Annotated in this window: 24 protein-coding genes and 2 pseudogenes; 14 read left to right on the forward strand and 12 right to left on the reverse strand. The window is 68.9% G+C overall.

The window, feature by feature from the left end:
• Positions 1-141 precede the first annotated feature (141 nt).
• Positions 142-1,059: an NAD(P)H-binding protein gene (locus LRD69_RS28275; protein ID WP_277329361.1), complete on the reverse strand. Its 918-nt coding sequence runs from the start codon at positions 1,057-1,059 to the stop codon at positions 142-144.
• 351 nt (positions 1,060-1,410) lie between these two features.
• Between LRD69_RS28275 and LRD69_RS28280 the strand changes: the two genes are divergently transcribed.
• The 3 genes from LRD69_RS28280 to LRD69_RS28290 all read left to right on the forward strand — a co-directional run bounded on the left by LRD69_RS28280 (position 1,411) and on the right by LRD69_RS28290 (position 3,524).
• Positions 1,411-2,280: an aldo/keto reductase gene (locus LRD69_RS28280; RefSeq protein ID WP_277329902.1), complete on the forward strand. Its 870-nt coding sequence runs from the start codon at positions 1,411-1,413 to the stop codon at positions 2,278-2,280.
• Positions 2,281-2,381: 101 nt separating this feature from the next.
• Positions 2,382-2,786 carry a nuclear transport factor 2 family protein gene (locus tag LRD69_RS28285; RefSeq protein WP_277329362.1) on the forward strand — a complete coding sequence of 135 codons (405 nt, stop codon included), beginning with the start codon at positions 2,382-2,384 and terminating at the stop codon, positions 2,784-2,786.
• Between the two features lie 141 nt (positions 2,787-2,927).
• The gene (locus LRD69_RS28290) at positions 2,928-3,524 is read left to right on the forward strand and encodes a TetR/AcrR family transcriptional regulator (protein ID WP_277329363.1); all 597 of its coding nucleotides are present in this window, start codon (positions 2,928-2,930) and stop codon (positions 3,522-3,524) included.
• A gap of 89 nt (positions 3,525-3,613) precedes the next feature.
• Here LRD69_RS28290 and LRD69_RS28295 read toward each other — a convergent pair whose 3' ends face one another.
• The gene (locus tag LRD69_RS28295) at positions 3,614-4,219 is read right to left on the reverse strand and encodes a CGNR zinc finger domain-containing protein (protein WP_277329364.1); all 606 of its coding nucleotides are present in this window, start codon (positions 4,217-4,219) and stop codon (positions 3,614-3,616) included.
• A 329-nt stretch (positions 4,220-4,548) separates the two neighbouring features.
• On the opposite strand from LRD69_RS28295, the gene LRD69_RS28300 reads away from it, so the two are divergent.
• Positions 4,549-5,397: an MBL fold metallo-hydrolase gene (locus LRD69_RS28300; protein ID WP_277329365.1), complete on the forward strand. Its 849-nt coding sequence runs from the start codon at positions 4,549-4,551 to the stop codon at positions 5,395-5,397.
• Positions 5,398-5,715: 318 nt separating this feature from the next.
• Here the strand turns inward: LRD69_RS28300 and LRD69_RS28305 are convergent, their stop codons facing one another.
• From LRD69_RS28305 to LRD69_RS28320, 4 genes are all read right to left on the reverse strand, one after another.
• Positions 5,716-6,975 carry an MFS transporter gene (locus tag LRD69_RS28305; protein ID WP_277329366.1) on the reverse strand — a complete coding sequence of 420 codons (1,260 nt, stop codon included), beginning with the start codon at positions 6,973-6,975 and terminating at the stop codon, positions 5,716-5,718.
• 112 nt (positions 6,976-7,087) lie between these two features.
• Positions 7,088-7,657, reverse strand: a complete 570-nt coding sequence (locus LRD69_RS28310; RefSeq protein ID WP_277329367.1) for a TetR/AcrR family transcriptional regulator — start codon at positions 7,655-7,657, stop codon at positions 7,088-7,090.
• Between the two features lie 124 nt (positions 7,658-7,781).
• Positions 7,782-8,786 carry an NAD(P)-dependent alcohol dehydrogenase gene (locus LRD69_RS28315; RefSeq protein ID WP_277329368.1) on the reverse strand — a complete coding sequence of 335 codons (1,005 nt, stop codon included), beginning with the start codon at positions 8,784-8,786 and terminating at the stop codon, positions 7,782-7,784.
• Positions 8,787-8,937: 151 nt separating this feature from the next.
• The gene (locus LRD69_RS28320; RefSeq protein ID WP_346771926.1) at positions 8,938-9,621 is read right to left on the reverse strand and encodes a TetR/AcrR family transcriptional regulator; all 684 of its coding nucleotides are present in this window, start codon (positions 9,619-9,621) and stop codon (positions 8,938-8,940) included.
• A 203-nt stretch (positions 9,622-9,824) separates the two neighbouring features.
• Here LRD69_RS28320 and LRD69_RS28325 point away from each other — a divergent pair, with 203 nt between their 5' ends.
• The 4 genes from LRD69_RS28325 (at position 9,825) to LRD69_RS28340 (ending at position 13,560) form a co-directional block, all read left to right on the forward strand.
• Complete coding sequence (locus LRD69_RS28325) at positions 9,825-10,553, forward strand: flavin reductase family protein (RefSeq protein ID WP_277329369.1); 729 nt, start codon at positions 9,825-9,827, stop codon at positions 10,551-10,553.
• Positions 10,550-11,776 (forward strand): alpha/beta hydrolase, encoded by a 1,227-nt coding sequence (locus LRD69_RS28330; protein ID WP_277329370.1) that lies wholly within the window; start codon positions 10,550-10,552, stop codon positions 11,774-11,776. Before LRD69_RS28325 ends, LRD69_RS28330 begins: the two co-directional genes overlap by 4 nt.
• A 25-nt stretch (positions 11,777-11,801) precedes the next feature.
• Positions 11,802-12,692 carry an alpha/beta hydrolase gene (locus tag LRD69_RS28335; RefSeq protein ID WP_277329371.1) on the forward strand — a complete coding sequence of 297 codons (891 nt, stop codon included), beginning with the start codon at positions 11,802-11,804 and terminating at the stop codon, positions 12,690-12,692.
• A gap of 79 nt (positions 12,693-12,771) precedes the next feature.
• Positions 12,772-13,560, forward strand: coding sequence for an enoyl-CoA hydratase/isomerase family protein (locus LRD69_RS28340; RefSeq protein ID WP_277329372.1), 789 nt, complete (start codon positions 12,772-12,774; stop codon positions 13,558-13,560).
• 44 nt (positions 13,561-13,604) lie between these two features.
• Here the strand turns inward: LRD69_RS28340 and LRD69_RS28345 are convergent, their stop codons facing one another.
• Positions 13,605-14,090 carry a helix-turn-helix domain-containing protein gene (locus LRD69_RS28345; protein WP_277329373.1) on the reverse strand — a complete coding sequence of 162 codons (486 nt, stop codon included), beginning with the start codon at positions 14,088-14,090 and terminating at the stop codon, positions 13,605-13,607.
• A gap of 126 nt (positions 14,091-14,216) precedes the next feature.
• On the opposite strand from LRD69_RS28345, the gene LRD69_RS28350 reads away from it, so the two are divergent.
• The 3 genes from LRD69_RS28350 to LRD69_RS28360 all read left to right on the forward strand — a co-directional run bounded on the left by LRD69_RS28350 (position 14,217) and on the right by LRD69_RS28360 (position 16,874).
• Positions 14,217-15,071: an alpha/beta hydrolase gene (locus LRD69_RS28350; RefSeq protein ID WP_277329374.1), complete on the forward strand. Its 855-nt coding sequence runs from the start codon at positions 14,217-14,219 to the stop codon at positions 15,069-15,071.
• Positions 15,072-15,073: 2 nt separating this feature from the next.
• Positions 15,074-15,388 carry an antibiotic biosynthesis monooxygenase gene (locus LRD69_RS28355; RefSeq protein WP_277329375.1) on the forward strand — a complete coding sequence of 105 codons (315 nt, stop codon included), beginning with the start codon at positions 15,074-15,076 and terminating at the stop codon, positions 15,386-15,388.
• A 502-nt stretch (positions 15,389-15,890) separates the two neighbouring features.
• Entirely contained in the window at positions 15,891-16,874 is a 984-nt protein-coding gene (locus tag LRD69_RS28360; RefSeq protein ID WP_277329376.1) for an aminoglycoside phosphotransferase family protein, read from the forward strand.
• Positions 16,875-16,920: 46 nt separating this feature from the next.
• On the opposite strand, the pseudogene LRD69_RS28365 reads toward LRD69_RS28360, so the two are convergent.
• Positions 16,921-17,382: pseudogene (locus tag LRD69_RS28365) on the reverse strand (transposase); the annotation flags it as partial.
• A gap of 53 nt (positions 17,383-17,435) precedes the next feature.
• Here LRD69_RS28365 and LRD69_RS28370 point away from each other — a divergent pair.
• A pseudogene (locus LRD69_RS28370) lies at positions 17,436-18,152 on the forward strand (ISAzo13 family transposase); the annotation flags it as partial.
• A gap of 403 nt (positions 18,153-18,555) precedes the next feature.
• Here the strand turns inward: LRD69_RS28370 and LRD69_RS28375 are convergent.
• Together LRD69_RS28375 and LRD69_RS28380 are read right to left on the reverse strand one after the other, a co-directional pair.
• Positions 18,556-19,305: an isochorismatase family protein gene (locus tag LRD69_RS28375; protein ID WP_277329377.1), complete on the reverse strand. Its 750-nt coding sequence runs from the start codon at positions 19,303-19,305 to the stop codon at positions 18,556-18,558.
• Positions 19,306-19,466: 161 nt separating this feature from the next.
• Entirely contained in the window at positions 19,467-20,075 is a 609-nt protein-coding gene (locus tag LRD69_RS28380; protein WP_277329378.1) for a TetR/AcrR family transcriptional regulator, read from the reverse strand.
• A gap of 239 nt (positions 20,076-20,314) precedes the next feature.
• Here LRD69_RS28380 and LRD69_RS28385 point away from each other — a divergent pair, with 239 nt between their 5' ends.
• Positions 20,315-20,875, forward strand: coding sequence for a hypothetical protein (locus LRD69_RS28385; RefSeq protein WP_277329379.1), 561 nt, complete (start codon positions 20,315-20,317; stop codon positions 20,873-20,875).
• Between the two features lie 134 nt (positions 20,876-21,009).
• On the opposite strand, the gene LRD69_RS28390 is transcribed toward LRD69_RS28385, so the two are convergent.
• A complete protein-coding gene (locus LRD69_RS28390) occupies positions 21,010-22,425 on the reverse strand; it encodes an MFS transporter (RefSeq protein WP_277329380.1) in 1,416 nt (471 codons plus the stop codon).
• 115 nt (positions 22,426-22,540) lie between these two features.
• On the opposite strand from LRD69_RS28390, the gene LRD69_RS28395 reads away from it, so the two are divergent.
• The gene (locus tag LRD69_RS28395; protein WP_277329381.1) at positions 22,541-23,068 is read left to right on the forward strand and encodes a helix-turn-helix domain-containing protein; all 528 of its coding nucleotides are present in this window, start codon (positions 22,541-22,543) and stop codon (positions 23,066-23,068) included.
• A 693-nt stretch (positions 23,069-23,761) separates the two neighbouring features.
• Here the strand turns inward: LRD69_RS28395 and LRD69_RS28400 are convergent.
• Positions 23,762-24,562 carry a hypothetical protein gene (locus LRD69_RS28400; RefSeq protein WP_277329382.1) on the reverse strand — a complete coding sequence of 267 codons (801 nt, stop codon included), beginning with the start codon at positions 24,560-24,562 and terminating at the stop codon, positions 23,762-23,764.
• Between the last annotated feature and the right edge of the window lie 434 nt (positions 24,563-24,996).

Raw genomic sequence — 24,996 nt, forward strand, 5'->3', positions numbered from 1 at the left:
TCCGCGTCACGGCATCTCGACGCACCGGTGGCCGGGACCGGAGGGCACATTCGAAGGCCTCTGATCCCGGACCGGTCTCCGGCTGGGCTCATTTCGGGCCTGGAAGAAGTCCTGAGGGTCAGGCCCGAAAAGGTGGCCGGTTCAGCTCCTCTTGGCGGGAACGAAGTGCGAACCGCTCTGCGCGAAGGCGTCCTTGCGGCCGGTGACGAACTCCTCGACGGTCAGGGCAGTGCGGTTGCCGATGACCTCGATGAGGTTGTTCGTGCCTTGGAAGATCCCGTTGCGGTAGTCGATCGCGATGTTGCTCAGGTGCTGGATCAGGTGGGCCGGCTTGCCCAGGGAGGCCAGTCCCTCCGCGAACTCCTCCACCTCGGTGGGCTCGTAGGTGACCGGAATGCCCAGAGCGCGGGACATCGCCTCGGCGATCTCGTGGTGGTCCATCTCCACCGGCCCGTGCAGGGGGTAGGCCTGCCGGTCGTGCGGCGCGGGGTTCTCGAGGACGGCGGCGATGACGTGCGCCTGGTCCACGCCGGCGACGGGGGCGTGCCGACCGGCACCGAGCGGAAGCCGCAGCACGCCCTCGTTGTCCTGCCGCCCCCACCACCAGCTGATCCACTCGGCGAAGAGGGTCGGCCGCAGGTGTGTGGTGAGCAGCGAGGTGCGGTCGAGCAGGCGCTCTGCGAGCCAGTGCTGGCGTGCCGCGTTGCTGGCGGCTTCGCGGCGGGCGGAGATCTGGGACATGTTGACCACGGACGTGACGCCGGCCTCGGTGGCGGCCTGGGCGAAGACGACGGTGGCGTCCAGGAGGCCGGCGTGGATCGGGTAGCAGAAGTACGCTCCGCTGACCCCGCGCATCGCTGCGCTCACATCGTGGAAGCCGAGCAGGTCACCTACGACGATCTCGGCGCCCGCGGCCGCGAGCACGCGGGAGCGGTCATCCTCCCGGTGCACGAGGGCACGTACCCGGTGCCCCCGCTCCAGCAGCAGTCGCACGGTCTCGGCTCCGGTCGTACCGGTGGCTCCGGTGATGAGGAAGAGTCGGTCGTCCTGGGTGGTCATTGCGATGTCCTTTCTGGGCGCCATTGGCTCTCGCGATCGTGGCGGGATGCGGAAGTGGGGGAGCCGGAAGCCTGATGCGAGAGCTCGGGCATCAGCGGGCGGCCGCGAGGGACGCGGCCGCGGCTTCTGGGGGTGCGGTGCTGCCGGACGTGAAGATGTCCCTGCGTTCCGGCGCCCTGGCTAACTTTTGTTTCCCGTAGTCAGCAATGTACATGCCTGATCTGGCTGTGCAAAACAAAAGTCAGACCGTTAGGGTGTCGGAGTGTGACGGTGGCAGGCGCGGTGGCCCGGCCCGTCCGCAGACGCCGCCCCCGTCGGTGCGGGCGGCTCTTCCGAAAGGGCAAATCGATCATGGTATCCGCAGATTCGCACCCCGCTGACGCCGCGGGAATCCTCCGACTCGGAGGGGATCTCCCTGTCAACCGGCTCGGCTTCGGCGCCATGCAGCTGACCGGCCCCGGCGTGTGGGGGGAACCCTCGGACCCGCAGGAAGCCGTCCGTGTGCTGCGTCGAGCCGTTGACCTGGGTGTCAACTTCATCGACACCGCGGACTCCTACGGTCCGTTCGTCAGTGAGCAGTTGATTCGCAAGGCACTTCACCCCTATCCTGAGGGGCTGGTCATCGCGACCAAGAGCGGCCTGAGCCGATCGGGCCCGGACGGCTGGAGGCCGCTGGGACGTCCCGAGTACCTGCGGCAGCAGGCCGAACTGAGCCTGCGTCACCTCGGCGTCGAACGCATCGACCTCTACCAACTGCACCGCGTCGACCCGCAGGTGCCGTTGGCCGATCAGGTCGGGGAGCTCGCGCGGCTTCAGGAGGAGGGAAAGATCCGACACATCGGCCTGTCGGAGGTGAGTGTCGAACAGCTCGAGCAGGCTCGGCGCATCGCGCCTGTCGTCTCCGTGCAGAACCACTACAACCTCGCCAACCGCTCGGCCGAGGGCGTGGTGCAGTACGCCGAGCGGGAGAACCTCGCGTTCATCCCGTGGTTTCCGATCGCCACCGGGAGGCTCGCGCGTCCGGGCGGACCGCTGGACGGGATGGCGAAGGAGCACGGGGTCAGTCCGTCCCAGCTGGCGCTGGCCTGGCTGCTGAGGGTATCGCCCGCCATGGTGCCGATCCCCGGCACCTCGAAGGTCGCTCACGTGGAGGAGAACACCGCCGCGGCTCTGGTGACGTTGACCGATGCCGAGTTCGAGGCCCTGAGCCGCGCCGTATGAGGCGTCGTGGGCGAGCCTCCGGCCGACCGCTGCGTCTCGGCCGGCCGCGGATACCCACCGGCATGACCAACCCCCCCATCCATGGAAGCGAGTGAGAAGCGATGTCCGCCAGCAGACACGAAGCCAACAAGGCGATGGTCCTGGAAGCGCTCGACGTGCTGTTCAACCAACGTGACTTCGCGGCCGCCGAGACGTTCTGGGCCCCGGACTACATCCAGCACAGTGCGATCATCGCGCCCGGCCGGGACGGATTGTTCAACCTGGTCAAGGCACTTCCGCGGCTGAGGCACGAAGCGGGATTCATCTGCGCCGACGGCGACCTGGTCATGCTGCACAGCCGCTACTCCGGGAATGAGCAGCCCTCGGCCTCGGTGGCTGTCGACATCTTCCGTATCGGGAACGGACTCCTCCAGGAGCACTGGGACGTGCTGCAGGACGAAGCCACCCGTGGGACATCCCTGAGCGGGTTGCCCATGTTCGGCGATGCCTTCCCCGGCGAACGCTGACCACCCGTCGGGTCCCGGCGGGCGGATCGGTGCGCCCGGCGCAGGAGCGCCGCGCCATGGACCCGCACGCCCGCTCGACCGCAAGAGACCGCAAATCCGGCGAGAGACGCTGTGCGCGTCTCAGGCAAGAGGAGATGGGAATTGGCCAGTCACAGCCAGCGCACGGTCATCGTGACCGCCGCGGTGGACCGGTTCCACGCCAAGGGCTACCACGCGACCGGCGTCAATGACATCGCTGTCGCCGCCGGTGTCCCCAGAGGCTCTTTCTACAACCACTTCGCGAGCAAGGAGGAGCTGGCGGCCATCGTGCTGCAGCAGTACGGCCAGACGCGCCGGCTGGAGGAGCTGAGCGATCCGGCCGTGGCGCCCCTGGAGCGGCTGCGTCGGTACTTCGAGTTCCTGCGTGACGAACAGGTGGAGCATCACTTCACCCGTGGCTGTCTCTTCGGCAACTTCGGGAGCGAGATGGCAGACCACAGTGAGGTGCTGCGCGGCGGCGTTGAACACTGTCTGGGGCGATGGCGGGCGGCGCTGACCGAGGTCCTTGCCGAAGCGGTGCGCAGCGGAGCGGTGCGTGCGGGGCTCGATCCCGAGGCGGCCGCTCTCTTCATCCTGTGCGCCTGGGAGGGCGCTCTCGTCGCCGCGCGGTGCGGTCGCTCGGACGAGGCGTTCAGCACGTTCTTCCGCGTGGTCTTCGGCAGTTTGCTCCAGCCCGGCCAGGACAACGCTCCGCTCTGAGCCGTCGCGAGCCGGGCCGTCGGTCCCGCTGTGCGGCCCTCTCGGCGGCCCGTGTGCAATCGACTTCTGCCACAGCGGCGGGGCCCGCCTCAGTGCCGGAGGTCCGACTGCTCAGGGGTGCGCTGGCGGGCGCGGTAGGCGCGAAGATTGGTGGGGTGACCGCACTTGCGTACGTCGTGCCAGACGCCGCTGTTGTTCCGTGACCGGTCGAAGAACGTCACTCGGCACCGCTCGCTGCGGCAGACCTTCAGCCGCCGCCAGGTGTCGGCCCGCTGGGCGTGGAGCATCTCGATCAGGATCAGTGAGACCACCGCCCGCCAGCCGCTGCCGGCCGGCTCCACCTGGACGGTGCCGTCAGGGTCGAGCCGGAGGGCCGCGTCGAACGGAACCTGCGGGAGCGGGCTGTGCTCGCCGGCCGGCTTTTCCCCGGCCTTGGTGAGCCCGTCGCGCAGCCCGTCGCGGAAGGCGCGCAGGCGCTGCACATCGTCGCCGTCGAGCTGGATCGGCGACTGGTCCTGCGCCGGGTTACGGTCGCGCCAGACCGTGTTCAGCCAGGCCTGGGCGTCGTCGCGGTCCAGCAGGAGATCTGTCTTCCGGGGCTTGTCGGCCGACAAGGTGTTGAGCAGATCCTGGATCAGGGCCAGCCCGTCGGGGGCGGGCTCGATGTCGTATCGGTCGGTGGCGGGCCATGTCATGAGGAATACGACTCCAGCAGCGACTGAACGTGAGGCGGAAATATGCGTAGCGCCATCGCATATTACCTCATTGTCCTGCCCTTTGGAGATTGCGAGGGCTGCGTGGCGTTCGGGGCGGGGTGCGGGCGCCGGGGGGTGGCGTCCGGCTTCGTCCGGCGGTCCGCGCCGGCACTCTGGTGCGGCGGTGGCGGCTGGCCTTGCGTGAAGACGTGCGCACCAGTACAAAGTAATAGGCAAAAGGCTTTTGCCTATTACGATCTTGCTTGATCGTCTGGCGCTCTTTGCTGCCCGGCCTCCTTCCCAGCCTCCGACCGAACAAGGGAGCTCTCATGCCGCACGGCCAACTGACGTACGAGGTCTTCGTCGCCCCGGGGATCCCCACGACGGTCACGGATCTGCCGCCCGACCTGGACCGTCGGATGTGGTCGCCGATCTCCTCGACCCTCATCCAGGGAGAACGGGACGCCGTGCTCGTCGACCCGCTCATGACGATCGCCCAGGCCGACGCGCTGAGCGAGTGGGTGGCGGCCCAGGGCAAGCGGCTCACGGCGGTGTACATCACTCACGCACACGGCGACCACTGGTTCGGACTCGCGAAAATTCTCAAGGAGTTCCCGAAGGCCCGTGCACTGGCCCTGCCGCATGTGGTCGAACGCATGCGGACGCAAGCGAACCCGGACTTCGTGAAGTCCTTCTGGAACGCCCGCTTCCCCGGCCAGATCCCCGAGAACCTCGTGCTGGCCCAGCCCATGGACGAGCCGTTCATCGAGCTCGAGGGACACCGGCTCGAAGCCGTCCCGCTCGGGCACACGGACACCGACGACACCACGTGTCTGCACGTACCCTCCCTGCAGCTGGTGGTGGCCGGGGACGCCGTGTACAACAACGTCCATCTCTACCTCGCCGAGTCTGCCCAGGAGGGCAGGCAGGAATGGCTCGCGGCGCTCGACCGTATCGAAGCCCTTGACCCGCGGCTGGTCGTGGCCGGCCACAAGGACCCCCAGGCACCGGACACGGCGGTCGCCATCGAGGAAACGCGGGCCTACATCCACGACTTCGCGCGCCTGGAGCAGGACGCGGAGTCCGTCCTGGAGCTCTACGAAGCGATGCTCAAGATCCACCCCGACCGGATCAACCGCGGGGCGTTGTGGGGGTCGGCGCGGTTCGCTCTCGGGTGAGCGGCGGGTGTGCGTGAGGAGCACTGAGCGCCGGGAACTGCTGACGGGGCCCTGAAGAGCCCGGCCCATCGCGGGCCGGGCCTTCGTCGTGTCCGCGCCGTGCACACCGGTGGACGGCGCAAGCGGCAAGCGCCGCACCGCCGTGAGGCACGAGCGGCCGGGCCGCGGCAGACGATGCCGTGAGGGTCGCGTGCGACAGCGTGGCCGGAGCGATCCGCCGGGCGGTGCGCTCCGGCCACGCCGTGGTGCCGGGACTGACAGCCGGGGTGGTGCCGGATGCCGGCCGGGGCAGAGAGTGCCGCCGGCCGGCAGCACGCGTCAGTCCAGGGCGGCGGCCCGGACCTCTTCATGGCTGACCGCGACGACCGCTTCCTGCGCCGTCGCGCGACGCGCGGACAGGGCCATGAATCCCAGAGCGAGGATGCAGGCGACCGCGCTCGCGACGGTTCCCAGCGCCGCGGAACTGCGGACACCGACGGCGTTGACCGCGACGCCGCTCAGCAGCGAGCCGCTCGCAACGGCCACCTGCACCACGGCCGTGAAGGTCGCGTTGACGGCCTCGGTGGAGAACCTGTCCTGTCCGTCGGTGTAGAGCCAGTGCTGCAGAGCCACCGGCGCGTTGCCCCACGCCAGCCCCCACAGAGCGAGCCCCACGCAGACGGACGCCGTCACCGTGCCGCCCGCGCTCAGCGCAAGGAGCCCGCCGGCACCGAAGACGAGGGTGGCGATCACGGTGCCGCGGATGCTGCGCCCCAGGAGCGCCCCGCCGCCGAAGTTGCCGACGATGGTCAGCGCGCCGTACCCCAGCAGCAGCCCGCTGGCCAGTCCGGCGCTGAGGCCGGTGACGTCGTGAAGGTAGGGAACGACGAAGGTGTAAGCGCTGAACTGGGCGAACACGACGAGGAAGACGACGGCGAGGATGACGTTCGCGGGCACCGAGCGCAGGAGCGGACGGAAGTGCGCCATCGTCACGCGGTCCGCGGTGGGTATCTTCGGGATCGCCAGCGCCTGGACGAGGGCGGCGACGACCGCGACCGCGGCGGCCGCGACGAACGTCGCCCGCCAGCTGGTGTGGGTGGCGATGAGGCTGCTGCTGGGCACACTGACCACGGATCCCACCGCGATGGCACCGAAGACGACCGACGACGCGGTGTGCACGATCCGTGCGGGAACGAGCCGGGCCGCGGCGGAGACGGAAGTGGCCCAGACGCCGCCGATGCTGATGCCGAGGATCAGCCGGGAGACCAGCATCATCGAGAAACCGGTCGTCGCGGCGGACAGGATGCACGACACGGCGATCAGTGCCGTGAGTCCGATGATGGCCAGGCGCCGGTCCAGGCGTCGCATGAGGACGGTCGCGGCGGGTGCGGCGACCGCGCCGGAGAGGGCGGGCAGGGTCACGAGCAGTCCGGCGGTGCCTTCGCTGACGCCCAGCCCGGCGCTGATCTGAGGCAGCGCGCCGACCGGCACGAACTCCGAGACGACCACGGCGAAGGAGCCCAGGGCGATGGCCACCACCGGTAGCAGCGGATGCCTGGGGCGCGGACGGCCGTGCGAGGCGGAGGGCGGTGAGGACATGACAGTTGCCTTTCTCGGAGAAACGATCTTTTGAGACCGATCGGTGCGGAATGAGGGTGTGTGAAAGACGCGACGGACGGGAGCGGGGTGAGGGTCGGTTGAGGGCGGTGGGTCAGCGCACAGACGACAGCAGATCGTCCGCAGCCGCGTCGAGCTCCGGGTCCGTCGACCCCAGGCGCGCCTGCACGCGCAGACCGAGCCAGCCGTTGTGGACCGCCTGCGCGGCGCGGTCGAGCCGCTGCGGCCGGGCGGTCGCCCACCGCTCCTCCTGGCCCAGGAGCCAGGCGATCCGCTCGGTGGAACGAGCGAAATATCCGCAGACGGCGGTGTGCACGGCCGGGTCATCCGGGCGCTCCGCCGCCGCGTTCACGGCGAAGCACCCCGCCGGGCAGCCGGGCAGGCGTACGCGTGAGCGAAGCAGCGCGCGTACGCCGACGAGTCCTCCGCGCGGTGCGGCCTCGACCGCTTGTGCGTGGGACTCCTCCGCGTGCTCGATGTAGGTCGTGAGCGTGCGCAGGTAGAGGTCGTGTTTGCTGCCGAAAGTGTCGTACAGGCTGCGCTTGCCGATTCCCATGGCAGCCGCGAGGGCATCGGTGGAGGTGCGCTCGTAACCGTTCTGCCAGAACTCGAACAGCGCCTTCCGCAGCGCGTAAGCCGGTTCGAAGCTCTTGGTTCGTGCCATGAGGACCCTCCTGACGAGAACAGTAGGTAATGAGACCGATCGGTGCAATATGCGGCGAGGAGACGGACGCCACACTTCGCCGCCGCTCCGGCCGGCATGGGGCCGCTCCCCGCCGCACCGCGGTTCACATCTCGATGGCGACCTTGCCCAGGTGTGCGCCGGAGGCGAAGTAGCGCAGCGCTTCGCTCAGCTCCGCCAAGGGGAAGGCCCGGTCGATCACGGGCCGTAGTCCGGATTCCTCGACCGCTCGGACCAGGTCGCGCTGCTGCTCGTGGTTGCCGACGAGGACGCCGTTCAGCCGGATCTGCTTCATGTTGATGGCGCCGGTCGGGATGTCCCCGGACAGCCCGCTCAGGACGCCGATCACGGAGACGCGTCCACCGACGCGGACCGCCTGGATGGACTGCGGCAGGGTGGACGGACCGCCCACGTCCAGGACGAGATCCGCACCGTGGCCGTCCGTCAGTTCGCGGACCCGGTCCCCCCACTGGGGCTGGGACCGGTAGTTGACGACATGGTCCGCTCCGAGCGCCGTTGCGCGTTCGAGCTTCTCGTCGGAGGAGGAGGTGACGATCGCGGTGGCGCCGGAGAGCTTCGCGAGCTGCAGGGCGAAGACGGAGACGCCGCCGGTGCCCTGGAGCACGACCGTGTCACCGGGCCTGATGCCGCCGTTCTCGTGCAGGGCCGTCCATGCCGTGAGCCCGGCCACGGTCAGGGTGGCGGCTTCGGCGTGGGAGTAGCCGCGCGGGGCCCGCTCGAACTGGGCGGCGGGCGCGACGACGACCTCGCGTGCGTAGCCCGGCACACCTATGCCGGGAGTGGTGCCGAAGTGGTCGATCACCGCCCTGCCCGCCCGCCATCCGGGGAAGAAGCGCGCGAAGACCGCGTCGCCGACGGCCAGTTCGGTGACTGACTCGCCCACGGCCTCGACCACTCCTGCTCCGTCTGCGAGGGGTACGTGGCCGACCGGGGTGTCCGTGCTGCCCACGACGATGGTGTCGTGATAGTTCAGGGCGCCCGCGTGGACGCGTACCCGCACTTCACCTGGTCCGGGCTGGCCCGGATCCTGGAGGTCGGTGACCTCCAGGACGTCCTTTTCACCGGGATGCCTGACGATGACGGCCTTCATGGCGCTTCTCCTTCACATGACGACGGGTGGGCCGCCGGGACGCGTGGCGCTGGCACGTCCCGACGGCCGAGAAAAATAGATTACATACATCATCTATTTTGGACGCGTCGGGGGGCGGGGGATCGGTCTGCGGTGCGGCCGGCGGGAGGCGTCAGCGGTCCGACGCCGCGACCGCCGTGCGGGCTGTGTCCAAAAGCTGCTCCGACAGGGGGGATCCGGCCGTCGCGCGGGCCAGTACCAGCGCTCCGACCATGGTGCAGAGCATCGCAAGGGCCTCGTCGGGCACCGCCGAGCCGTCGGCCTCGGCCTCGTGTGGGGGCGCCGCCGTGTTCGCCGTGTCCGGCGCCCCCTCTGCGAGCCAGCCGGCCAGCTCGCGGACTCCGTGGACGTACCGCTCCTTGGCCGGCGAGCCCGGCGGCTGCCGGGCGACGTCCGTGCCGAGGGCGGAGGCGGGGCACCCGGTTGCCGCACTGTCGCGGTGCTCGGGCGAGAGGTAGTAGTCGATCAGCGCCTCACGGGCCGCGGCGCGATCGCCGTCGCCCGCCGCCTCGAACCCGGCCAGGAGTGCCCGCAGCTCCTCGAAGGCACGCTCCGTGGCCTCGCCCTGGAGGGCGTCCTTGGAGCGGAACTGCCGGTAGAAACCGCCGGTCGTCAGCCCTGCCGCGCCGGTCAGCTCCGCGAGGCCGACCTGGAAGCCCTGTTCCCGGAACATCCTCGAAGCGGTGGCGACGATCTGCTCCCGGTGCTCGGCCGCCTGTGCGCGTGACGCCCGGCCCATGGCGCCACCCCTTCCTGTCGCGTCGGCCTCCGATCCTATGGCCGGCGCATCCGTCATCCAGTCTTGCGTGAAATAGTCATAGCTAATACAGTTATTTCACTCTGTGGGTGGCGGCGCAGTTCCCCGTCAGTCCCCTGTGGCGGCGGTCGGCAGACGGTACGGCCGCCGCACCGCGCAGGCTGAGCACGCGGACCACGTGCACCCCGGAGATTCCGTGCGGCAGTCAGGATCGTGCGGAAATCAGCCTGAAAGGTGCACAGATGTTCGTCGATGCCGCAGATCTGGACGCCAAGTCGGCCTACAAACTCCTCATCGGGGGGATCATTCCTCGCGCGATCGCCTGGGTGAGCACGGAATCCGTCGACGGCGTGGGAAACCTCGCACCGGTGTCCTTCTTCACGGCTGTGGGCCGCAAGCCGCCCATGCTGTCGATCTCCCTGCAGCCCCGGGCGGACGGCGTCACGCTCAAGGACACGTTCATCAACATCCGCGACACGGGTGAGTTCGTGGTCAACACGGCCACGCTGCCCCTCGCCGGCCATCTGCACCGTTCGGCCTTCGAGTTCGAGAGCGACGTCGACGAGTTCACCGCGTTGGAGCTGGAGACCGAGGCCTCGCAGGAGGTACGTCCGCGGCGGGTGAAGGACACGCCCATCGCCTTCGAGTGCCGGCTGCGGCGCATCCTGCCCATCGAGGGCAGCCTCGACCACGTGGTGTGGGGCGAAGTGGTGCGCTTCTACATCCGCGACGACCTCTACCTGCCGGGCGGGCGCATCGACACGGCCGCCATTCCGTCCGTCGGCCGCCTGGCGGCGGAGTACACGCTGGTGAACACCGTCTTCACCACACCACTCGACGACGACCTCGTCGCCAGGCATGCGCAGACACGCATGCACCGTCTCGACGAACACGCCTCCAACTGGTCGCCCATCGACACCGACGCGTGGTCTCCGTCCGGCTCCACCATCACCGAAGGGCCCAAGGCATGACCCAGACAGCGGGTTTGACGAGAACCGAGCGGGTGGCGGACACCGACATCCGCTTCAGGCGCCGGGGCACCGGTGACACAGCCCTCGTGTTCGTTCACGGCTTCCTGGACGACCAGTACGTCTGGGAAGGAGTGATCGACGCGCTGGCCGCACCCGGCTTCGAGTACGTCCAACTCGATCTCGCCGGCAGCGGGGACCGCACCGCCTCCGGCGGGCCGTTCGACCTGACCCGCTTCTCGCGGGACGTCGGAGCGGTCGTGGAGGCGCTGAACAAGCCGTTCGTCCTCGTGGGCCAGAGCATGGGGACCCTCGTCGCCGAACTGGTGGCAGCGGGCCACTCCTTCCCCGCGCTCGGCCTGGTACTGCTCTCACCCGTGCCGCTGGCCGGTGTCGGCCTCCCCGCAGAGGCGGCCGAGCAGTTCCGCTCGCTGGGCGGCGACGCCGACGGCCAGCGCACGGTACGCCGGCAGCTGTCCGTCACTCTGGCGGAGGCGGAACTCGACCGGCTGGTCGTGACCGGCGCCCGGATCCCGGAACCCGTAGTCCGTGATCTGGTCGACTGCTGGAACGACGGAGACCCGCTCGGGCAGACGCCGAGCGAGTACCAGGGACCCGTCCTGGTGGGCCGCGGCGCCGCCGACGGCTTCGTCACCGACGAGCTGGTGAAGGCCCACGTGCTGCCCCGCTTCCGGGCACCGGAGTCCTTCGCGGTCCAGGGCGCGGGCCACTGGGCCCACGTGGAGGCGCCCGCGGAGGTCGCCGCCCGGATCGAGGCATTCGTCACCGGCCTTCTCACGGCGGCCGGCAGCACGCCGCAGGCGCCCGGCCGGGGCTGGCGGGACGCCTTCGCCAGCAAGACCGACACCGCCTTCGCCGACGCGTTCGCCGAGGACATCGTCCTGGAGGCGAGCGTGCTGGCCATCCCCGTCCAAGGACGCGACCAGGTCAAGGCCACGATGAGCGCGGCGAGCCGGATCTACGAGTCCCTGGAGTTCGTCCGGGAGACCACTGCCGGGCCGCGCACCTACCTGGAGTGGGAGGCGACCGCCTTCGGCGGCCACGAGATCTTCGGCGTCACGGTCCTCACCAAGGACGACGAGGACCGCATCAGCCATGTGGCCATCCATCACCGGCCCCTGGAGGCGGCTTTGAGATTCTCCGCCGAGCTGGGCGAGCGCCTCGCCGGAAGCGTCGACCCCGGCCACTTCTACAACGCCCACTGACGACCCTCGGAACGGAAAATACGCCATGGCCACACGCGAAGACGTGGAGTTCGAGGCCGAGCCGGGACTGACCCTGCGCGGATGGTTCTACCTGCCCGACGGACCGGGCCCCCATCCGGCGATCACGATGGCGCACGGCTTCGCCGGGGTCAAGGAACAGCGGCTGGCGCAGTTCGCCGAGGTGTTCGCGCAGGCCGGGTTCGCCGTCCTGGTCCACGACCACCGCAACTTCGGCGCCAGCGACGGCACACCGCGCCACGACATCGACCCCTGGCAGCAGATCAAGGACTGGCGCCGGGCCGTCTCCTACCTGGAGAGCCGACCGGAGGTCGATCCCCGGCGCATCGGCGTGTGGGGGACCAGTTACTCCGGCGGCCACGCACTCGTCCTGGGCGCCACCGACCGGCGCCTGCGCTGCGTGGTCGCTCAGGTGCCCACCATCAGCGGATACGAGCAGGGGCTGCGCCGGGTGGCTCCGGACGCCGTCGCCCAGCTGAACGAGGTCTTCGCCGCCGACGAACGCGCGCAGTTCCGCGGCGAGGAGCCCCGCACCCAGGCGATCGTCAGCTCCGACCCGTCGGTGCCTGCCTCCTACCGGGCTCCCGACGCCGTCGACTTCTACCTGAGCACGGCCCCCGACGGCTGGGAGAACAAGATCACTCTCCGGTCCAACGCGGCGGCCCGCATGTATGAGCCCGGGTCGTGGATCTCCCGGATCTCGCCGACGCCCCTGCTGCTGATCGTCGCGAAGAACGACCCGATCACTCTCACGGACCTGATGCTCTCCGCCTACGAGCGCGCCCTCGAACCCAAGCGACTGCAGCTCGTCGACGGCGGCCACTTCGCGTCCTACCTCTCCGAATTCCCCACGACGAGCGCCGCCGCCCGCGACTGGTTCACCCGCCACCTGGGCTGACACACCGACTGGTTCCGCTTCCGCATCCCCTCCGCACGCCCGGCCGCCGACAGCCGGCCCATTCCCCGAGAAGGACCCCATGCCCCGTCTCACGTACACGATCGACGACCGTCTGGCGACCGTGGTGCTGCAAAACCCGCCCCAGAACCGCCTGGACAAGCCCCTGGTGGAGGAACTCGCCGAAGCGCTGGCGGCCATAGCATCCAGTGACGCCCGAGCCGTCCTCCTGCGCGCCGACGGGCCGGACTTCAGCTTCGGCGGCGACATCATGGACTGGCCCGACATGAACGTACGCGAACTGCGCACCCTGTTCGAGCGGTACATGAACGTCTTCAACGAGTTCGAACGGCTGCCCATCCCGGTCGTCGCCGCCGTGCAGGGCCTGTGCGCCGGCGGCGGATTCGAACTCGCACTGCGTGCCGACGTCATCTTCGCCGCCCAGAGCGCGCGGTTCGGTCACCCCGAGCAGTCGCTCGGTCTCGTCACCCTGCTCGGCGGCATCTACCGGGCCGCCGAGCGCGCGGGGCAGGCCCGCGCCTCCGAGTGGGCCCTGACGTCGGAACAGATCTCGGCCACGGCCATGGCCGAGGCGGGCGTGGTGAACCGGGTCCTTGACGACTCCGCGCTGGAAAAGGAGGCGAAGGCGTTCGCACACCGGCTCACCAGCGGCCCCACCCGGGCCTACGCCGCGCACAAGGCACTGCTGCGGGCCTGGCGCGTGGGCGGAACCGCTGCGGCCGACGAGGCGATGTTCGACATAGCCCTGCCCCTGTTCGAGACCGAGGACGCCAAGGCCGGTCTGACCTCGGCCGTGAACGCCCTCAAGGCCGGACAGCCGCGCCCGGTGCTGGATTTCAACGGGCGCTGACGTCGGCCGCCGGGAGGATGAGGCGGCGGATGGCGGGGCAGCTGTCAGGCCTGGGCCCCGCCCGACACGGCGAGATCCGACTGGTGCACATCGCGGTCCGCCGTGATGACGGACGAGGGACCCAGAACCTCACCACACGCGCCGCAGTGGGTCTCCGGGTGCAGTACGGCACCGCAACTGTGGCGGAAGGCGACGATGTTCTCCGGGTCCGTCCGGGCATACCGGTCACCCCAGTCGCGGATGGTGTGCAGGATCATGATCAGCTGGTCGCCCGCCTCGGACAGGCCGTACTCGTAGCGGGCGGGGCTGGTCTCGTACTGCTGTCTGGTGATGACCCCGGCGGCCTCAAGGGACTTGAGCCGACTGGCAAGGATGTTCCGGGCGGCACCGGTGTTGAAGACGATGTCGTCGAAGCGGCGGACGCCGAAGGCGATCTCGCGCAAGGCCAGCAGGGCCCACTTCTCGCCCAGGATGCGCATCGCCGCGTCGATGGAACACACACGGGGGTCTGGTGTCCTGGCTCTTCTCACGCGACGAGGGTAGCCACACCCTGCTGGGTTGTCAAATGCTACTCAGCAGGTCACCGGCTTGACGAAAAGAGCTGGTGGGTCTTAACTGAAGTGGATAGCAAAACAAAACCCACCAGGAGGGCCTTCATGGTCTACATCTCCGACACGGCGGCAACCCTTCATGTCGAGGGCCGTCTGGCCCGGTATGCCTACCGGGACTTCGGCAAGGCCGCGCCGGTACCCCCGCTGGTCCTGCTGCAGCGCTTCCGCGGCACCCTCGACCACTGGGACCCGGCCTTCCTCGAAGTCCTCGCCCAGGACCGGCGGGTCATCATCTTCGACAACGCCGGCGTCAGCGAGAGCACCGGCGAGGTACCGACGACCATGGAGGGCATGGCGGAGTCGGCGTTCGACTTCCTGGCGGCCCTGGGCCTCGACGAGGTCGACCTGCTCGGCTGGTCGGTCGGCGGCTTCGTGGCGCAGCTTGTGACGCTCGACCACCCCGAGCTGGTCCGGAAGCTGATCGTGGCCGGCAGCGGTCCGGGCGGCGTGCCCGGCACGCCGGAGCTGGAGCAGCGCGTCGTGGAGTACATGACCTCACCGGTGCCCTCCCAGGAGGCGTTCCTGTACCTCTTCTTCGGGCTCACCGACGAGGGAGTGCGGCTCGGCAAGGAGTCGCTCGCCCGGCTCGAAACCCGTCTTCAGCACTCCAAGGCGGACGTCCCGCCCGAGCAGTGGACCCACCAGCTCCAGGCCATCCAGCGCTGGAGCAGCGGTACGGGCTCGGCCTGGTCCCGGCTCGAGGAGCTGAAGCTGCCGGTCCTGGTGGCCAACGGCTCGCATGACGTCATGGTGGACTCCGGCAACTCCTTCGCCATGGCCCAGAAGCTGCCCACTGCCAGGACGGTGTTCTACAGCGGCGCCGGCCATGCCTTCCTCTTCCAGCACCCCGAGGAGTTCGGCGGTGTGGTGCTGGACTTCCTCAACCGACAGGAGAAGTGACCATGCCCTCATACGGATTCTTCGTGGAGTTCGAAGCCAAGCCGGGCAAGGAGGACGACGTGGCCCAGTTCCTCGTCGACGCCAAGACACTGGTCGACGCGGAGCCAGGCACCCTGGCCTGGTTCTCCTTCCGGCTCGGCCCCAGCTCCTTCCGGATCTTCGACGCCTTCCGGACCGAGGAGGACCGCGAGGCGCACCTGCAGGGCAAGGTGCGTGAGCAGATCGAGGCTCGTGCCGACGAGCTGTTCAGCGCCTTCCCCACGATCACTCCGGTGAACCTGCTCGCCGCCAAGCTCCCCGGCCAGATGACCGAGTAGGGGATCGGGCGTCGGCCGGATCGGCCGGGCGGAACGACAGGCGGATTGGTCATTCGGCCTACCGGCCTGCGGCTGTCGGCCCGGGCCGGACTGTCGCACGGTTTCATCCGGGACATGGACGGCGTAGCGGTCTGCGGCCACCGACAGGCGGCAGACCGCTGCGCACTCTTCTCCTTCGGCCGTCAGCGCCTGACTCGAGCAGACGGCCGGGTGGCTGAGCCGGTGATCAGAGCGCAGACGCCCGGGCGTCGCCGTCGGTCGCAAAGCCGCCACGTCGGCCTACCGCCATCACGGCACAGCCGCGCACACGCTGAGCGGCGGCAGGGGTTCCTCCTTCGCCACTCCCGCAGGATGGCTGTGCCTGGAACTGGTGATGAGAACTTCTGAAAACTTGCCAGGGCTACTCGTCGCCCCACTCGGTCCGGCCCTCGAGAAATTGTCAAGAGTTGTGGGTGGGGTGGCCAAGGGATGCGTCCGTCGGTGAGGTGGATAGCCTGCCTCCATGGTTATGGGCGAGGGGGCCGAGCGCATCGGTGCCGATCTTGAGGGTCAGGGTTGGGGTGCAACGCGCGCCTGGGTGGAGAAGGGGCTGTCCGAGGCAGAGCACGTCGAAGACGTTGCGCGGTTGCGTGGCGGTTGGACGTCGGAGATGCGCCGTCTGGGCATCTTCGGGCCGGGTGGTCGACGCTCGCTGGTCCTGCGGTCCTTCGTCAAGCCCTTCTTCGTTCGACACGCGGAGGGCCTGCTGACCCGCGAGGCAGCCGTTCTGCGTCTGCTCGGCGACACGGAGGTGCCCGCGGCCGCGTTTGTGGCAGTGGACGCAACGGCGCAGTACTGCGACCACCCCTCCTTGCTGATGTCCCTGCTGCCCGGGACCGTGCGCCTGGGCGATGAAGGGGCTGACCAGCGCGCCGACCTGCTGGCCCGTCAATTGCTGCGTATCCACCGGCTGCCGGTGGCCGCAAAGGCACGTCCTCGCACCTATCAGGCGTGGACCTCTCCTGAGCGGGTAAGCCCGCCCGAAGACACCCAGCAGCCTGAGCTGTGGCAACGGGCCGTGGACGTTATTCGCCGCGAGCCCCCGGACTACCGGGCCTGCTTCCTGCACCGGGACTTCCATCCCGGCAATGTCCTCTTCACGGGCAACGGCAATGGTCTGCAGATCAGCGGCGTCGTCGACTGGGTCGAGACCTCCTGGGGGCCGGCCGACTTGGATGTGGCTCACTGCTCCACAGCCCTGGCTCTGCTGCACGGGGTTCCCACGGGCATGCACTTCTCCGACGAGTACGTTGCGGCGGGAGGCACGCTGGCCGAAGATCGCGCCGCCCATCTGTACTGGCGGCTGCTGGACGCCTTGGCCTTCGCTCCGGACGCCGAGAAGGTCGCTGTCCCCTGGCGTGAATTGGACCGTGCCGATCTGACCCCCGCCGTGCTGACCAAGCGGCTGGAGGGTTACCTCCAAGCCCTTTTTGACCGCTACGCCTGAACCAGATCTGCAACCTGCGGGCAGGGGACCTGGACCAGCGGGCCTGTCATGCTATGAGTTCTTTGGGACGCTCGACGAGGTGGCCGCGTTCGAAGTGGGCTCCGGCACGGACGAGGGCGACGAGGTGGGGTGCGTTCACCGCGCGCCAGCGGGCCTGGGCGGACTCGATGAGCTTGAAGACCATGGCGAGGGCGGCGGCCCGACTGCCGGCGCCCTTGGTGACCTTGGTCCGAAGTCGCACGGTGGCGAAGGTCGACTCGATGGGGTTGGTGGTCCGCAGGTGGATCCAGTGCTCGGCGGGGAAGTCGAAGAACGCTAGGAGCTCGTCCTCGTCGTCGGTGATCCGCTTGGCGACCTTGGGGTACTTCGCCCCGTAGGCCCGTTCGAAGTCGCGGACGGCTTTGGCCGCGTGTTCCTTGTCCTCGGCGTTGTAGATCTCCTGGATCGCGCGCTTGGCCGCGGGCTGGGCGGATTTCGGAAGCGCGTCGAGCACATTTGCGGTTTTGTGAAGCTGTAAGAAAACAAGGTGTTGCCCTTCCGGGTACGGCTCGTTGACCCGGCATGGGCATATCAAGCGAGGTCCGCGAGCAACTCGTCTTGCGGTTCCGGGTGCTGTTCCCGCACTTGAACGAACGGCAGCAGCGGCTGGTGCTTGCCCAGGAGGCCCGGCTGTTTGGGCACGGCGGAGTGCGGGCAGTGGCACGGGCGTCTCAGGTCAGCGAGACGACTGTCCGCAACGGGGTGTTTGAGCTGGAGGCCGGCGAGGATCCCCTGCCGGTTGGTCGGGTCAGAAGGCCCGGCGGAGGACGGCGGCCTGCCGAAGAGCTGGACCCGGACCTGGTGCCCGCCCTGCTTGGCCTGGTCGAGCCGGATGAGCGCGGTGATCCGATGTCACCGCTGCGGTGGACGACCAAGTCGCTGCGAAACCTGGCAGAGGAACTGACCCGCCAGGGTCATCGGGTCTCCGCGCCGACCGTGGGAAGGCTGCTGAAGGAACAGGGCTTCAGCCTCCAGGCCAACACCAAGACCCTTGAGGGGAAACAACACCCCGACCGGGACACCCAGTTCCGCTACATCAACGAGCAGGTCAAAGCACACCAGGCGGCCAGGCAGCCGGTGATCAGCATCGATGCGAAGAAGAAGGAACAGCTCGGCCACCTGCCCAACGCTGGACGACAGTGGCGACCCAAAGGCGACCCGGTCGAGGTCGAGGACCACAGCTTCTTCTTCACCGGACCAGACGTCCCGCACGCGATCCCGTTCGGCGTCTACGACATGAACGAGTTCGACCCGGTCACCCCCGGGGTCCGCGCGGCGGTCGAGGCTCAGCCGGAAGTCGATGGCGCTCATGATGCCGTCACCGAACTCCTCGTGTATCAGCTCCTTGATCGCGGGACCGTAGACCGCGACGATCTCACGGAGTCGGTGGATCACCGGATCCCCGGCCACGGCCGTGGCGTTCAGCCCGCGGGTGGGAGGGTCTGCAGGACGGTGACGGCTTCGACGGGCAGCTCGAAGATCGACACGATCCTTTCCGCCTGGTCTTTCGAGAAGGTCATCTGGCTGAGACAGGCGGCGGTCACCCACTCCTTGCTCGCGCCCAGCTCACGGGCGACGTCAGCCCATGCGATCCCCTTTCTGATCCTCGTCTCAACGATCTGTTCGGTCAGGGTCGTCCTGTTCATGAAGCGGTGTCCTTGACGGGGGACGAGGATGTCAGTGACCCCGCCAGGGCCTCGACGGCCTCGGCCGTCGTCCACGTCGCGGCGGCCAGGTAGCGGAAGTTGATGAGAGCGGAGAGGTAGCCGTCGCCTTCGGGGAGCCGGGGGCCGGCCGTGGCGTCCCGGACGACGACCACCTCGAAGCCCTGCTCGACGAGTTCACGCAGGTGGCCCTCGACACACAGGTTGGCGGCCATCCCGGCCAGAAGCACCTGTGAGACGTCTCGCTTGCGCAGTTGGAGGACGAGGTCGTTGGAGTCGGGCCCCACGATCTTGTGCGGTGAGGCGACGACGGTGCGCCCGTCGAGGATGTGTTCGCGGTAGGCGGGCAGGAAGTCTGCCCCGGAGCCCTCGAATCCGTCGAGAGTGAGAGGCCCCCGACGGCTGAACATGCTGACGTCGTGCATGTACTGCTCCAGCGGGCCGCCGAACCGCCAGGCGTCGTCCGAGGGGTAGTAGTAGTGGGGCGAGATCGCCACGGCGACGTCGGCGGCCTTGGCGGCCTGAAGGAGTTGGCCGATGTGGAGGACGGTCTCATTGTCGGTGATGCTGGCACCGAAAATCTCCCACGTGGCACCGTCCGGGCTGAGGAAGTCGATCTGAGGGCCTGTGACCACGAGCGCTGTACGCGCCAGTTCGAGTCGGAAGCCGCTTCCCGGAAGCGCGGGCCGGGACGGCTCCGCATATACGTCGGTCCTGGGTGAGGTCATGGTGGACTCCGAGCAGAAGTTGAGTTCGGGAGTGCAGAGAACCCTCTCGCTATAAATGACCAGTCATCTATGTATGAAGGGGGAGCGCTGCAACCGCACGAGGTGCGCGGAGCCAACTCCGTCCACCGAGAGGGGCTTTACAGGTACGGGGGCGCGACGCCTCAGACCTGAGCGTGCGCGACGCCGATGAGCCGCGGCAGGGACACGGTGAGAAAGCGGTCGTAGGGGGCCCGGCTCCGGTCGACGCGACCGCGCATGGCTGCGCCCTCCCACGCCTCGATGACCATGGAAGCCAACTCGCCGGCCTCGGGCGTTTCGGCCACTCCACCCTCGGTCCTGGCTTCCGCGAGGCAGCCCGCGACGAGGGCCGACCACCGAGCCATGATGGAGGCCAACTCCTCGCGCGCCTCTTCGTTCTGGTCGGACAATTCGAGGGCGAGGTTGCCGATCAGGCAGCCCAGCGCGAACGCCTGCTCGGCGCGGTCCTGAGTCAGGGCCTCGAAGAAGCGGATGACGCGTTGCGCCGGGGGCATCGACGCGTCGCTCAGTATGGCGCCGTGAGCTTGGACGATGCCGGTCCAGTACCGGCCGAGGACGGCAGCGGCGAAGGCGTTCTTGCTGCCGTAGTAGCTGTAGAACGAGCCCTTGGGCACGCCCGCCGTGTCGGTGATCTCCTTGATGCCCACCGCGTTGAACCCCTGGGCATGGAAAAGGGCCAGTCCCGCGCTGAGGAGATTCTCGCGGACCAGGGGGTTGGCGGGTCGGGGCACGGCCACAGCTTACAGAACGCCGTGCGAGGCAGGCCTGGCGCGCACGCGGCGAGCACAACGGCACGCGAGCGTTCCCCGATGCTCGCGCTCGGTGCTGGGACCTATGCTGACCAGGTCAGTTGCGCCTACCGCCTACGCTGTATCAAAGGGGAACCAGGTGGTGTGCTGCGCGGCGGCGGGCGGGGTCATGTTCCCGAAAGGGACGAGCCGCCGCCGCGACGTGATGGATGAGAGGTCAAGTGGACGTGTCTGATGTCGCCGTTCAGGCTGACGGCTTGGTGTCGCAGTACATCGCCCGGGTGGAACAGGACCTGACACACAATGCCGAGGAACAGGACCGCATCGGACAGGAGATGGAGGGGCTGCAGCAGCGGCTGGATGCCTTGCAACGGGATCGCGGTGTGCTGCTGGGTGTGAGGCAGGCGCTGGGCGGCCAGGGTGCGGATCCGGCGGCACCCTCCACGCCGGCCGCAGCGTCAGAGGAAACGGTGCCAAGGGGGCAGGCTGGTGCTCCGGGCGAACAGGGAACCCCGGAGGTGCACCAGGCGCGCAAGGTCTCCGAGCTCACCTTGGTGGACCTGGTCTGCGGTCACCTGGCCGGTCAGTCTGAACCCCGCTCGGCCGCGGAGGTCTCCGCGGACATCGCCCGGGCTCATCCTGGCCGGCGAGTCAAGGCCACCGTGGTGCGTGCCACCCTGGAGGCGCTCGTGGCGCAGGGCCGGGCCAGGCGGACGAAGCGGGGCCGGTCGGTTTTCTACAGCTCCTCCGCCCCGGCCAAGGTGACCCGCGCCTCCGACTGAACCCATCGGCCGATGCCGGCGGTCGACGCCCAGCCCTTCGAGGCGTGGGCGCGCATGACGCTTCACGGGCAGAGGCAGAACGTCCAGGCTTCCCCCGCAGGTGATCCGGCGTACGGCTCGGCGACCCGGTGTGCTCAGGCCCTTTCCCGCAGGACGACCACACCGACGGCCGCGAGCACGGCGAGCGCCGCCGAGACGATCACGGCGATGTCCGCTCCGTGTGCCGCGGATCCCGCGGAAGTCACGATCGCGATGGTCAATGCCACTCCGGCGCACGAGCCGATGTAGCGGAAGGTCTGCTGGGCCCCGGACCCCATGGCCGCCCGCTCGGGGGGTACCGCCTCGACGGACAGCAGCGGGAGAGCGGCGTTGAGCAGGCCGCTGCCGATACCGGCCACGACCAGGCCCGGCATTAGCCGCAGCCAGGAGTCCGCGGCGATCGAGCCCAGCAGGGCCAGCGCGCCGCCGGCGTGCAGGATGAATCCCAGCGCCAGCTGGTGGCGCGGTGAGATCCGGCCGGCCAGTCGCCGGGCCTGCAGCGCCACCGCGAAGGAGATGCCGGACCACAGCATGAGGAGCCACGCGGTGCCGATCGCCGACATCCCGAGGGCCTTCTGCAGCAGCGAGGGCAGGTAGCTGAACAGGCCGATGACGGCCAGCCCGGTGAACAGACCGGCCACGGAGGAGGCCAGGAATCGGGGGCGCCGCAGCAGGCCGAGGTCGATCATCGGTGTCCGGTTACGGCGTTCGAGTACCGCGAAAGCGACAGTGAGCAGCACTGCCGTGGCGAGCAGGACACCGACCGGCGCACGCAGCCATCCGTCACGGCCGAGCGTCAGCGCGGCCACCAGCGCTACCAGCGCCAGGCTGAACACCAGAGCGCCGGCGATGTCGGGGCGACCGCGCTCGGGTGCGCGCGATTCCGTCAGCGGACGGACGCCGGACGCCGCGACGATCAGCGCCGCCGCGCCCAGCACCGCATAGGCGATACGCCAACTGGGCATCGCTCCGGCGACCAGCGGGCCCACCGCGATGCCTGCGCTGACGCACGCGCCCCACACGCCCGTCGCGTGCAGGCGGCCCCTGGGCGTCGGAAACGCCTGAACGATCAGCCCCAGGCTGCTGGCCAGGATGGCCGCGCTCGCCGCGCCCTGAGCGATCCTGGCCGCCGTGAACAGCCAGGTCGACGTGGTCAGCGCGCCCAGCGCCGTGGTGAGGCCGAGAGCGGCTGTGCCGGCCAGGAACAGCCGGCGTCGGCCGTAGTCGTCGGCGAGGCTGCCGGCCACCAGGAGCAGGGCGGCGAGCCCGAGGGGGGTGCCGTTCAGCAGCCAGGCCTGCGCGGAAAGGGGGGTGTGCAGGTCGGCGGCGGTCTCGGGGAGCGTCACCATCGGCGCCGTGTAGGTCATGAGCGCCACCGCGGTGGCTGCGCTGGTCACGGCCAGGGTGGAACGGGCGTTGCGCGACTGCCGTGTCCCCGGCGGCGCGGACGTGCCGGACGGGGCCGTTGGCCGGGCCGGGGCCGCGTTGGGGTTTTGGTCGAGCCGGGTCATGGGCCACCCTTTCGGCGAAGTGTCAGTTCGTTCACTGAACTTTGACGGTTCGACCCTAGCATTTGTAGATTCAGTCATTGAACCAACAGGGGTAAAAGGAGCTACAGTGAGGGTCATGGCACTGGGTAAGGACTATGCGGCGCAGGAGTGTTCCATGGCCCGCGCGCTGGAAATCGTCGGTGAGCGGTGGACCCTGCTCGTCATCCGCGACGCGTTCTACGGCGTGCGACGCTACAAGGACTTCCTCGCCCACCTCGGCATCCCGAGGGCCGTTCTGGCCGCCCGCCTCCAGACCCTCACCGACGCCGGCATCCTCGAAAAGCGCCGCTACCAGCAGTCGCCGCCTCGCGACGAGTACCTCCTCACCAACCGCGGCGTCGAGTTGTGGCCGACCGTGCGGTCGCTCAGTGCCTGGGGCAGCGCACACATCCCGGGCCCCGAACTGCGCACCTTCCGGCACGCCGCCTGCGGAACCGGACTCGGCCCCTACGGTGAATGCCCCGCCTGCGGTGGTGTCGTGCCGGTGCCGGAGATCGAGATGGCGCCGGGACCCGGCCTCGATCCGAACCCCGCCGACGCGGTCAGCCGGGCACTGCTCAGGCCCAAGCCTCTCTTGCAGCCCCTCCAGGCCGAACTCGCGTGAGGTGGTCCCGCCGGTGCCCCTGCCTCACACCGTGCTCTTCGGCGGCGGGCAGTCGCTGCGCATGGTGAGAAACCGCCGCATATCGAGGTGGGACCGCAGATAGTCCATGCGCCGCTCCCGCAGGGTCCTCAGGTGGGGGAGGGGTAGAAGGGCGTCGAGATCGGGTTTGGGAGCGCCAGGCCTCGTAGCGGATGAAGACGCGGGTTACCCGCTGTCTTCGTAGAGGTGGTACTCCAGCAGGCCTTTCCTCAAGGCCGGGTAGTTAGCGACTGCGCCCCCTCCAGGGAGCGGTCCGCTCCCCCGGAGGGGCAGGGCTCTGGCCGGTGTCGCCGGAGCCGTTGCCCTCAGGGCCGCCGTGATCAACCTGACCCTGAACAATGAACGCGACGTACAGTACGGGCTGTTCAGGAACACTGCCCCTCGGGTTCGTCGCCAGAGTGCGTCAGGAATCCGCGAACCCGTCGGTTTCCGGTGGCAGGGTAGTTGATGTCCGCCCGTGCTGCAGCTTTGAGTGTTCTCCCCTGACTCCGCTGGTGGAACCGCTCTTCCGCAGCTCCGCAGTGGGGAGGGCCGCTCGAAGAACTCCTGCGAGCAGCCGATTCATCACGACATCACACAGGCCCTAGATCCCGAGGGCGGCGGCCGGGAGCCGTGGCGCGGTGCCTTCCTGGACCACGCCGAGTAGCCAATGGGCTATGGCTCACAGTGTGGTGGTCGGGGTCCCGCCAGGCCGAGGTCCGACAGGACTTGCTGAGCCAGTTCGAAGGGCTGGTTGCGAGGGCCGTGGGGTCCGGAGGCGGCGGATTCGAAGCTGCGCTGTGCGGCGAGAGCTCTGGGCCCGACCAGGCCGGTGAGCTGGTAGTGCCCCCAGAGGGGAATTGGTCGGCGGGCATCGACCACGATGAGGTCGGGACGACGCCAGACGATCAACGCCCAGGCTCCGCCGCCGGAGTCCGAGCTGGCCCAGGCTCCGACCAGAGGCGCGTCTTCGGCGGCGCCGACTGCTTCGAGTGCTACCCGCGCGGGGTTGCTGAAGCGGCCGGTTACATGGAGAAACAGCTGTCCGTGACGGTGTACGTCGCGGTCCTTTTCGGAGAGAGTCCATATGGCGTCGGCGAGGGGATCGTCCTGGACAACATCTGACGCGACATCGAGCACAGTTGCCTGGTCGACGGCCGGGCCGAAGGCCGCGTCGAGCAGCGCCGTGGATTCCGTGACGTACGCGGAATCCACAGCGGGAAGCAGATGACCGACTGCCTGGGAAGCGTCGTTGAGGGCGAGGGTCTCAGGGGTTATTTCGTAGCGCGGGGCGTGGCTTCGGAGCACGGCAACGGCGACTGCGGCGAGGCTGCCGACCTGGGGCTCGATCTGCTCGGGGAGATCGTGTCGGTCCAGTGCGCGGACAGCGCGGGAGAGCAGTGGCAGCCAGTCTGTGCTTGCCGGAGGCCAGGCGCCTGTCGCGACGTTCCAAAGGGTCAGCCGGACGACGAGCATGCGTTCCGAAGGGCCCAGATGGGGAGCAGGGCGACGAGGCGTTCTACCCAGCGGCGGTATCGGCGGCGGACTTCCTGCGGGGTAGCCAGCGGTGGCTGCTTCGCCCGGCTTCAAGCTCCGGCTCGGCAGAATCTGAGCGACGGAGATGACCGGTCTCGGGTCACAGTCCGGAGCCCTTCTATCAAGTATTACCGGCCCGCCCAAACCGCCGACGCCCGCCAAGATGACGGATGAGCACCTGTCCGACCCATCTGCGAGGAGCCCGTGTTGACGTCGCCCTGCTTCGACCGCACCAACCAGGAATCTGCCCGACCAGTCGTAACCCTCGATTGGCGGCCTCGCACGCTCAACCAGTTTGAGCGTGAGCGCCTCGCGGCTCTGCTCTTCGGTGCGTCGATCCAGAAGAAGGGGAGCCGGAAGTCGAATCGCCTGGT

This window comes from Streptomyces sp. JH14 (genome assembly GCF_029428675.1).
In the GTDB taxonomy this organism is placed as follows: domain Bacteria; phylum Actinomycetota; class Actinomycetes; order Streptomycetales; family Streptomycetaceae; genus Streptomyces.

Bases quoted from the DNA above. Each gene is read 5' to 3' on its own strand.
- LRD69_RS28275 (WP_277329361.1), bottom strand. From the start codon at position 1,059: ATGACCACCCAGGACGACCGACTCTTCCTCATCACCGGAGCCACCGGT.
- LRD69_RS28280 (WP_277329902.1), top strand. From the start codon at position 1,411: ATGGTATCCGCAGATTCGCACCCCGCTGACGCCGCGGGAATCCTCCGA.
- LRD69_RS28285 (WP_277329362.1), top strand. From the start codon at position 2,382: ATGTCCGCCAGCAGACACGAAGCCAACAAGGCGATGGTCCTGGAAGCG.
- LRD69_RS28295 (WP_277329364.1), bottom strand. From the start codon at position 4,219: ATGACATGGCCCGCCACCGACCGATACGACATCGAGCCCGCCCCCGAC.
- LRD69_RS28300 (WP_277329365.1), top strand. From the start codon at position 4,549: ATGCCGCACGGCCAACTGACGTACGAGGTCTTCGTCGCCCCGGGGATC.
- LRD69_RS28305 (WP_277329366.1), bottom strand. From the start codon at position 6,975: ATGTCCTCACCGCCCTCCGCCTCGCACGGCCGTCCGCGCCCCAGGCAT.
- LRD69_RS28310 (WP_277329367.1), bottom strand. From the start codon at position 7,657: ATGGCACGAACCAAGAGCTTCGAACCGGCTTACGCGCTGCGGAAGGCG.
- LRD69_RS28315 (WP_277329368.1), bottom strand. From the start codon at position 8,786: ATGAAGGCCGTCATCGTCAGGCATCCCGGTGAAAAGGACGTCCTGGAG.
- LRD69_RS28320 (WP_346771926.1), bottom strand. From the start codon at position 9,621: ATGACGGATGCGCCGGCCATAGGATCGGAGGCCGACGCGACAGGAAGG.
- LRD69_RS28325 (WP_277329369.1), top strand. From the start codon at position 9,825: ATGTTCGTCGATGCCGCAGATCTGGACGCCAAGTCGGCCTACAAACTC.
- LRD69_RS28330 (WP_277329370.1), top strand. From the start codon at position 10,550: ATGACCCAGACAGCGGGTTTGACGAGAACCGAGCGGGTGGCGGACACC.
- LRD69_RS28335 (WP_277329371.1), top strand. From the start codon at position 11,802: ATGGCCACACGCGAAGACGTGGAGTTCGAGGCCGAGCCGGGACTGACC.
- LRD69_RS28340 (WP_277329372.1), top strand. From the start codon at position 12,772: ATGCCCCGTCTCACGTACACGATCGACGACCGTCTGGCGACCGTGGTG.
- LRD69_RS28350 (WP_277329374.1), top strand. From the start codon at position 14,217: ATGGTCTACATCTCCGACACGGCGGCAACCCTTCATGTCGAGGGCCGT.
- LRD69_RS28355 (WP_277329375.1), top strand. From the start codon at position 15,074: ATGCCCTCATACGGATTCTTCGTGGAGTTCGAAGCCAAGCCGGGCAAG.
- LRD69_RS28360 (WP_277329376.1), top strand. From the start codon at position 15,891: ATGGTTATGGGCGAGGGGGCCGAGCGCATCGGTGCCGATCTTGAGGGT.
- LRD69_RS28375 (WP_277329377.1), bottom strand. From the start codon at position 19,305: ATGACCTCACCCAGGACCGACGTATATGCGGAGCCGTCCCGGCCCGCG.
- LRD69_RS28390 (WP_277329380.1), bottom strand. From the start codon at position 22,425: ATGACCCGGCTCGACCAAAACCCCAACGCGGCCCCGGCCCGGCCAACG.
- LRD69_RS28395 (WP_277329381.1), top strand. From the start codon at position 22,541: ATGGCACTGGGTAAGGACTATGCGGCGCAGGAGTGTTCCATGGCCCGC.
- LRD69_RS28400 (WP_277329382.1), bottom strand. From the start codon at position 24,562: ATGCTCGTCGTCCGGCTGACCCTTTGGAACGTCGCGACAGGCGCCTGG.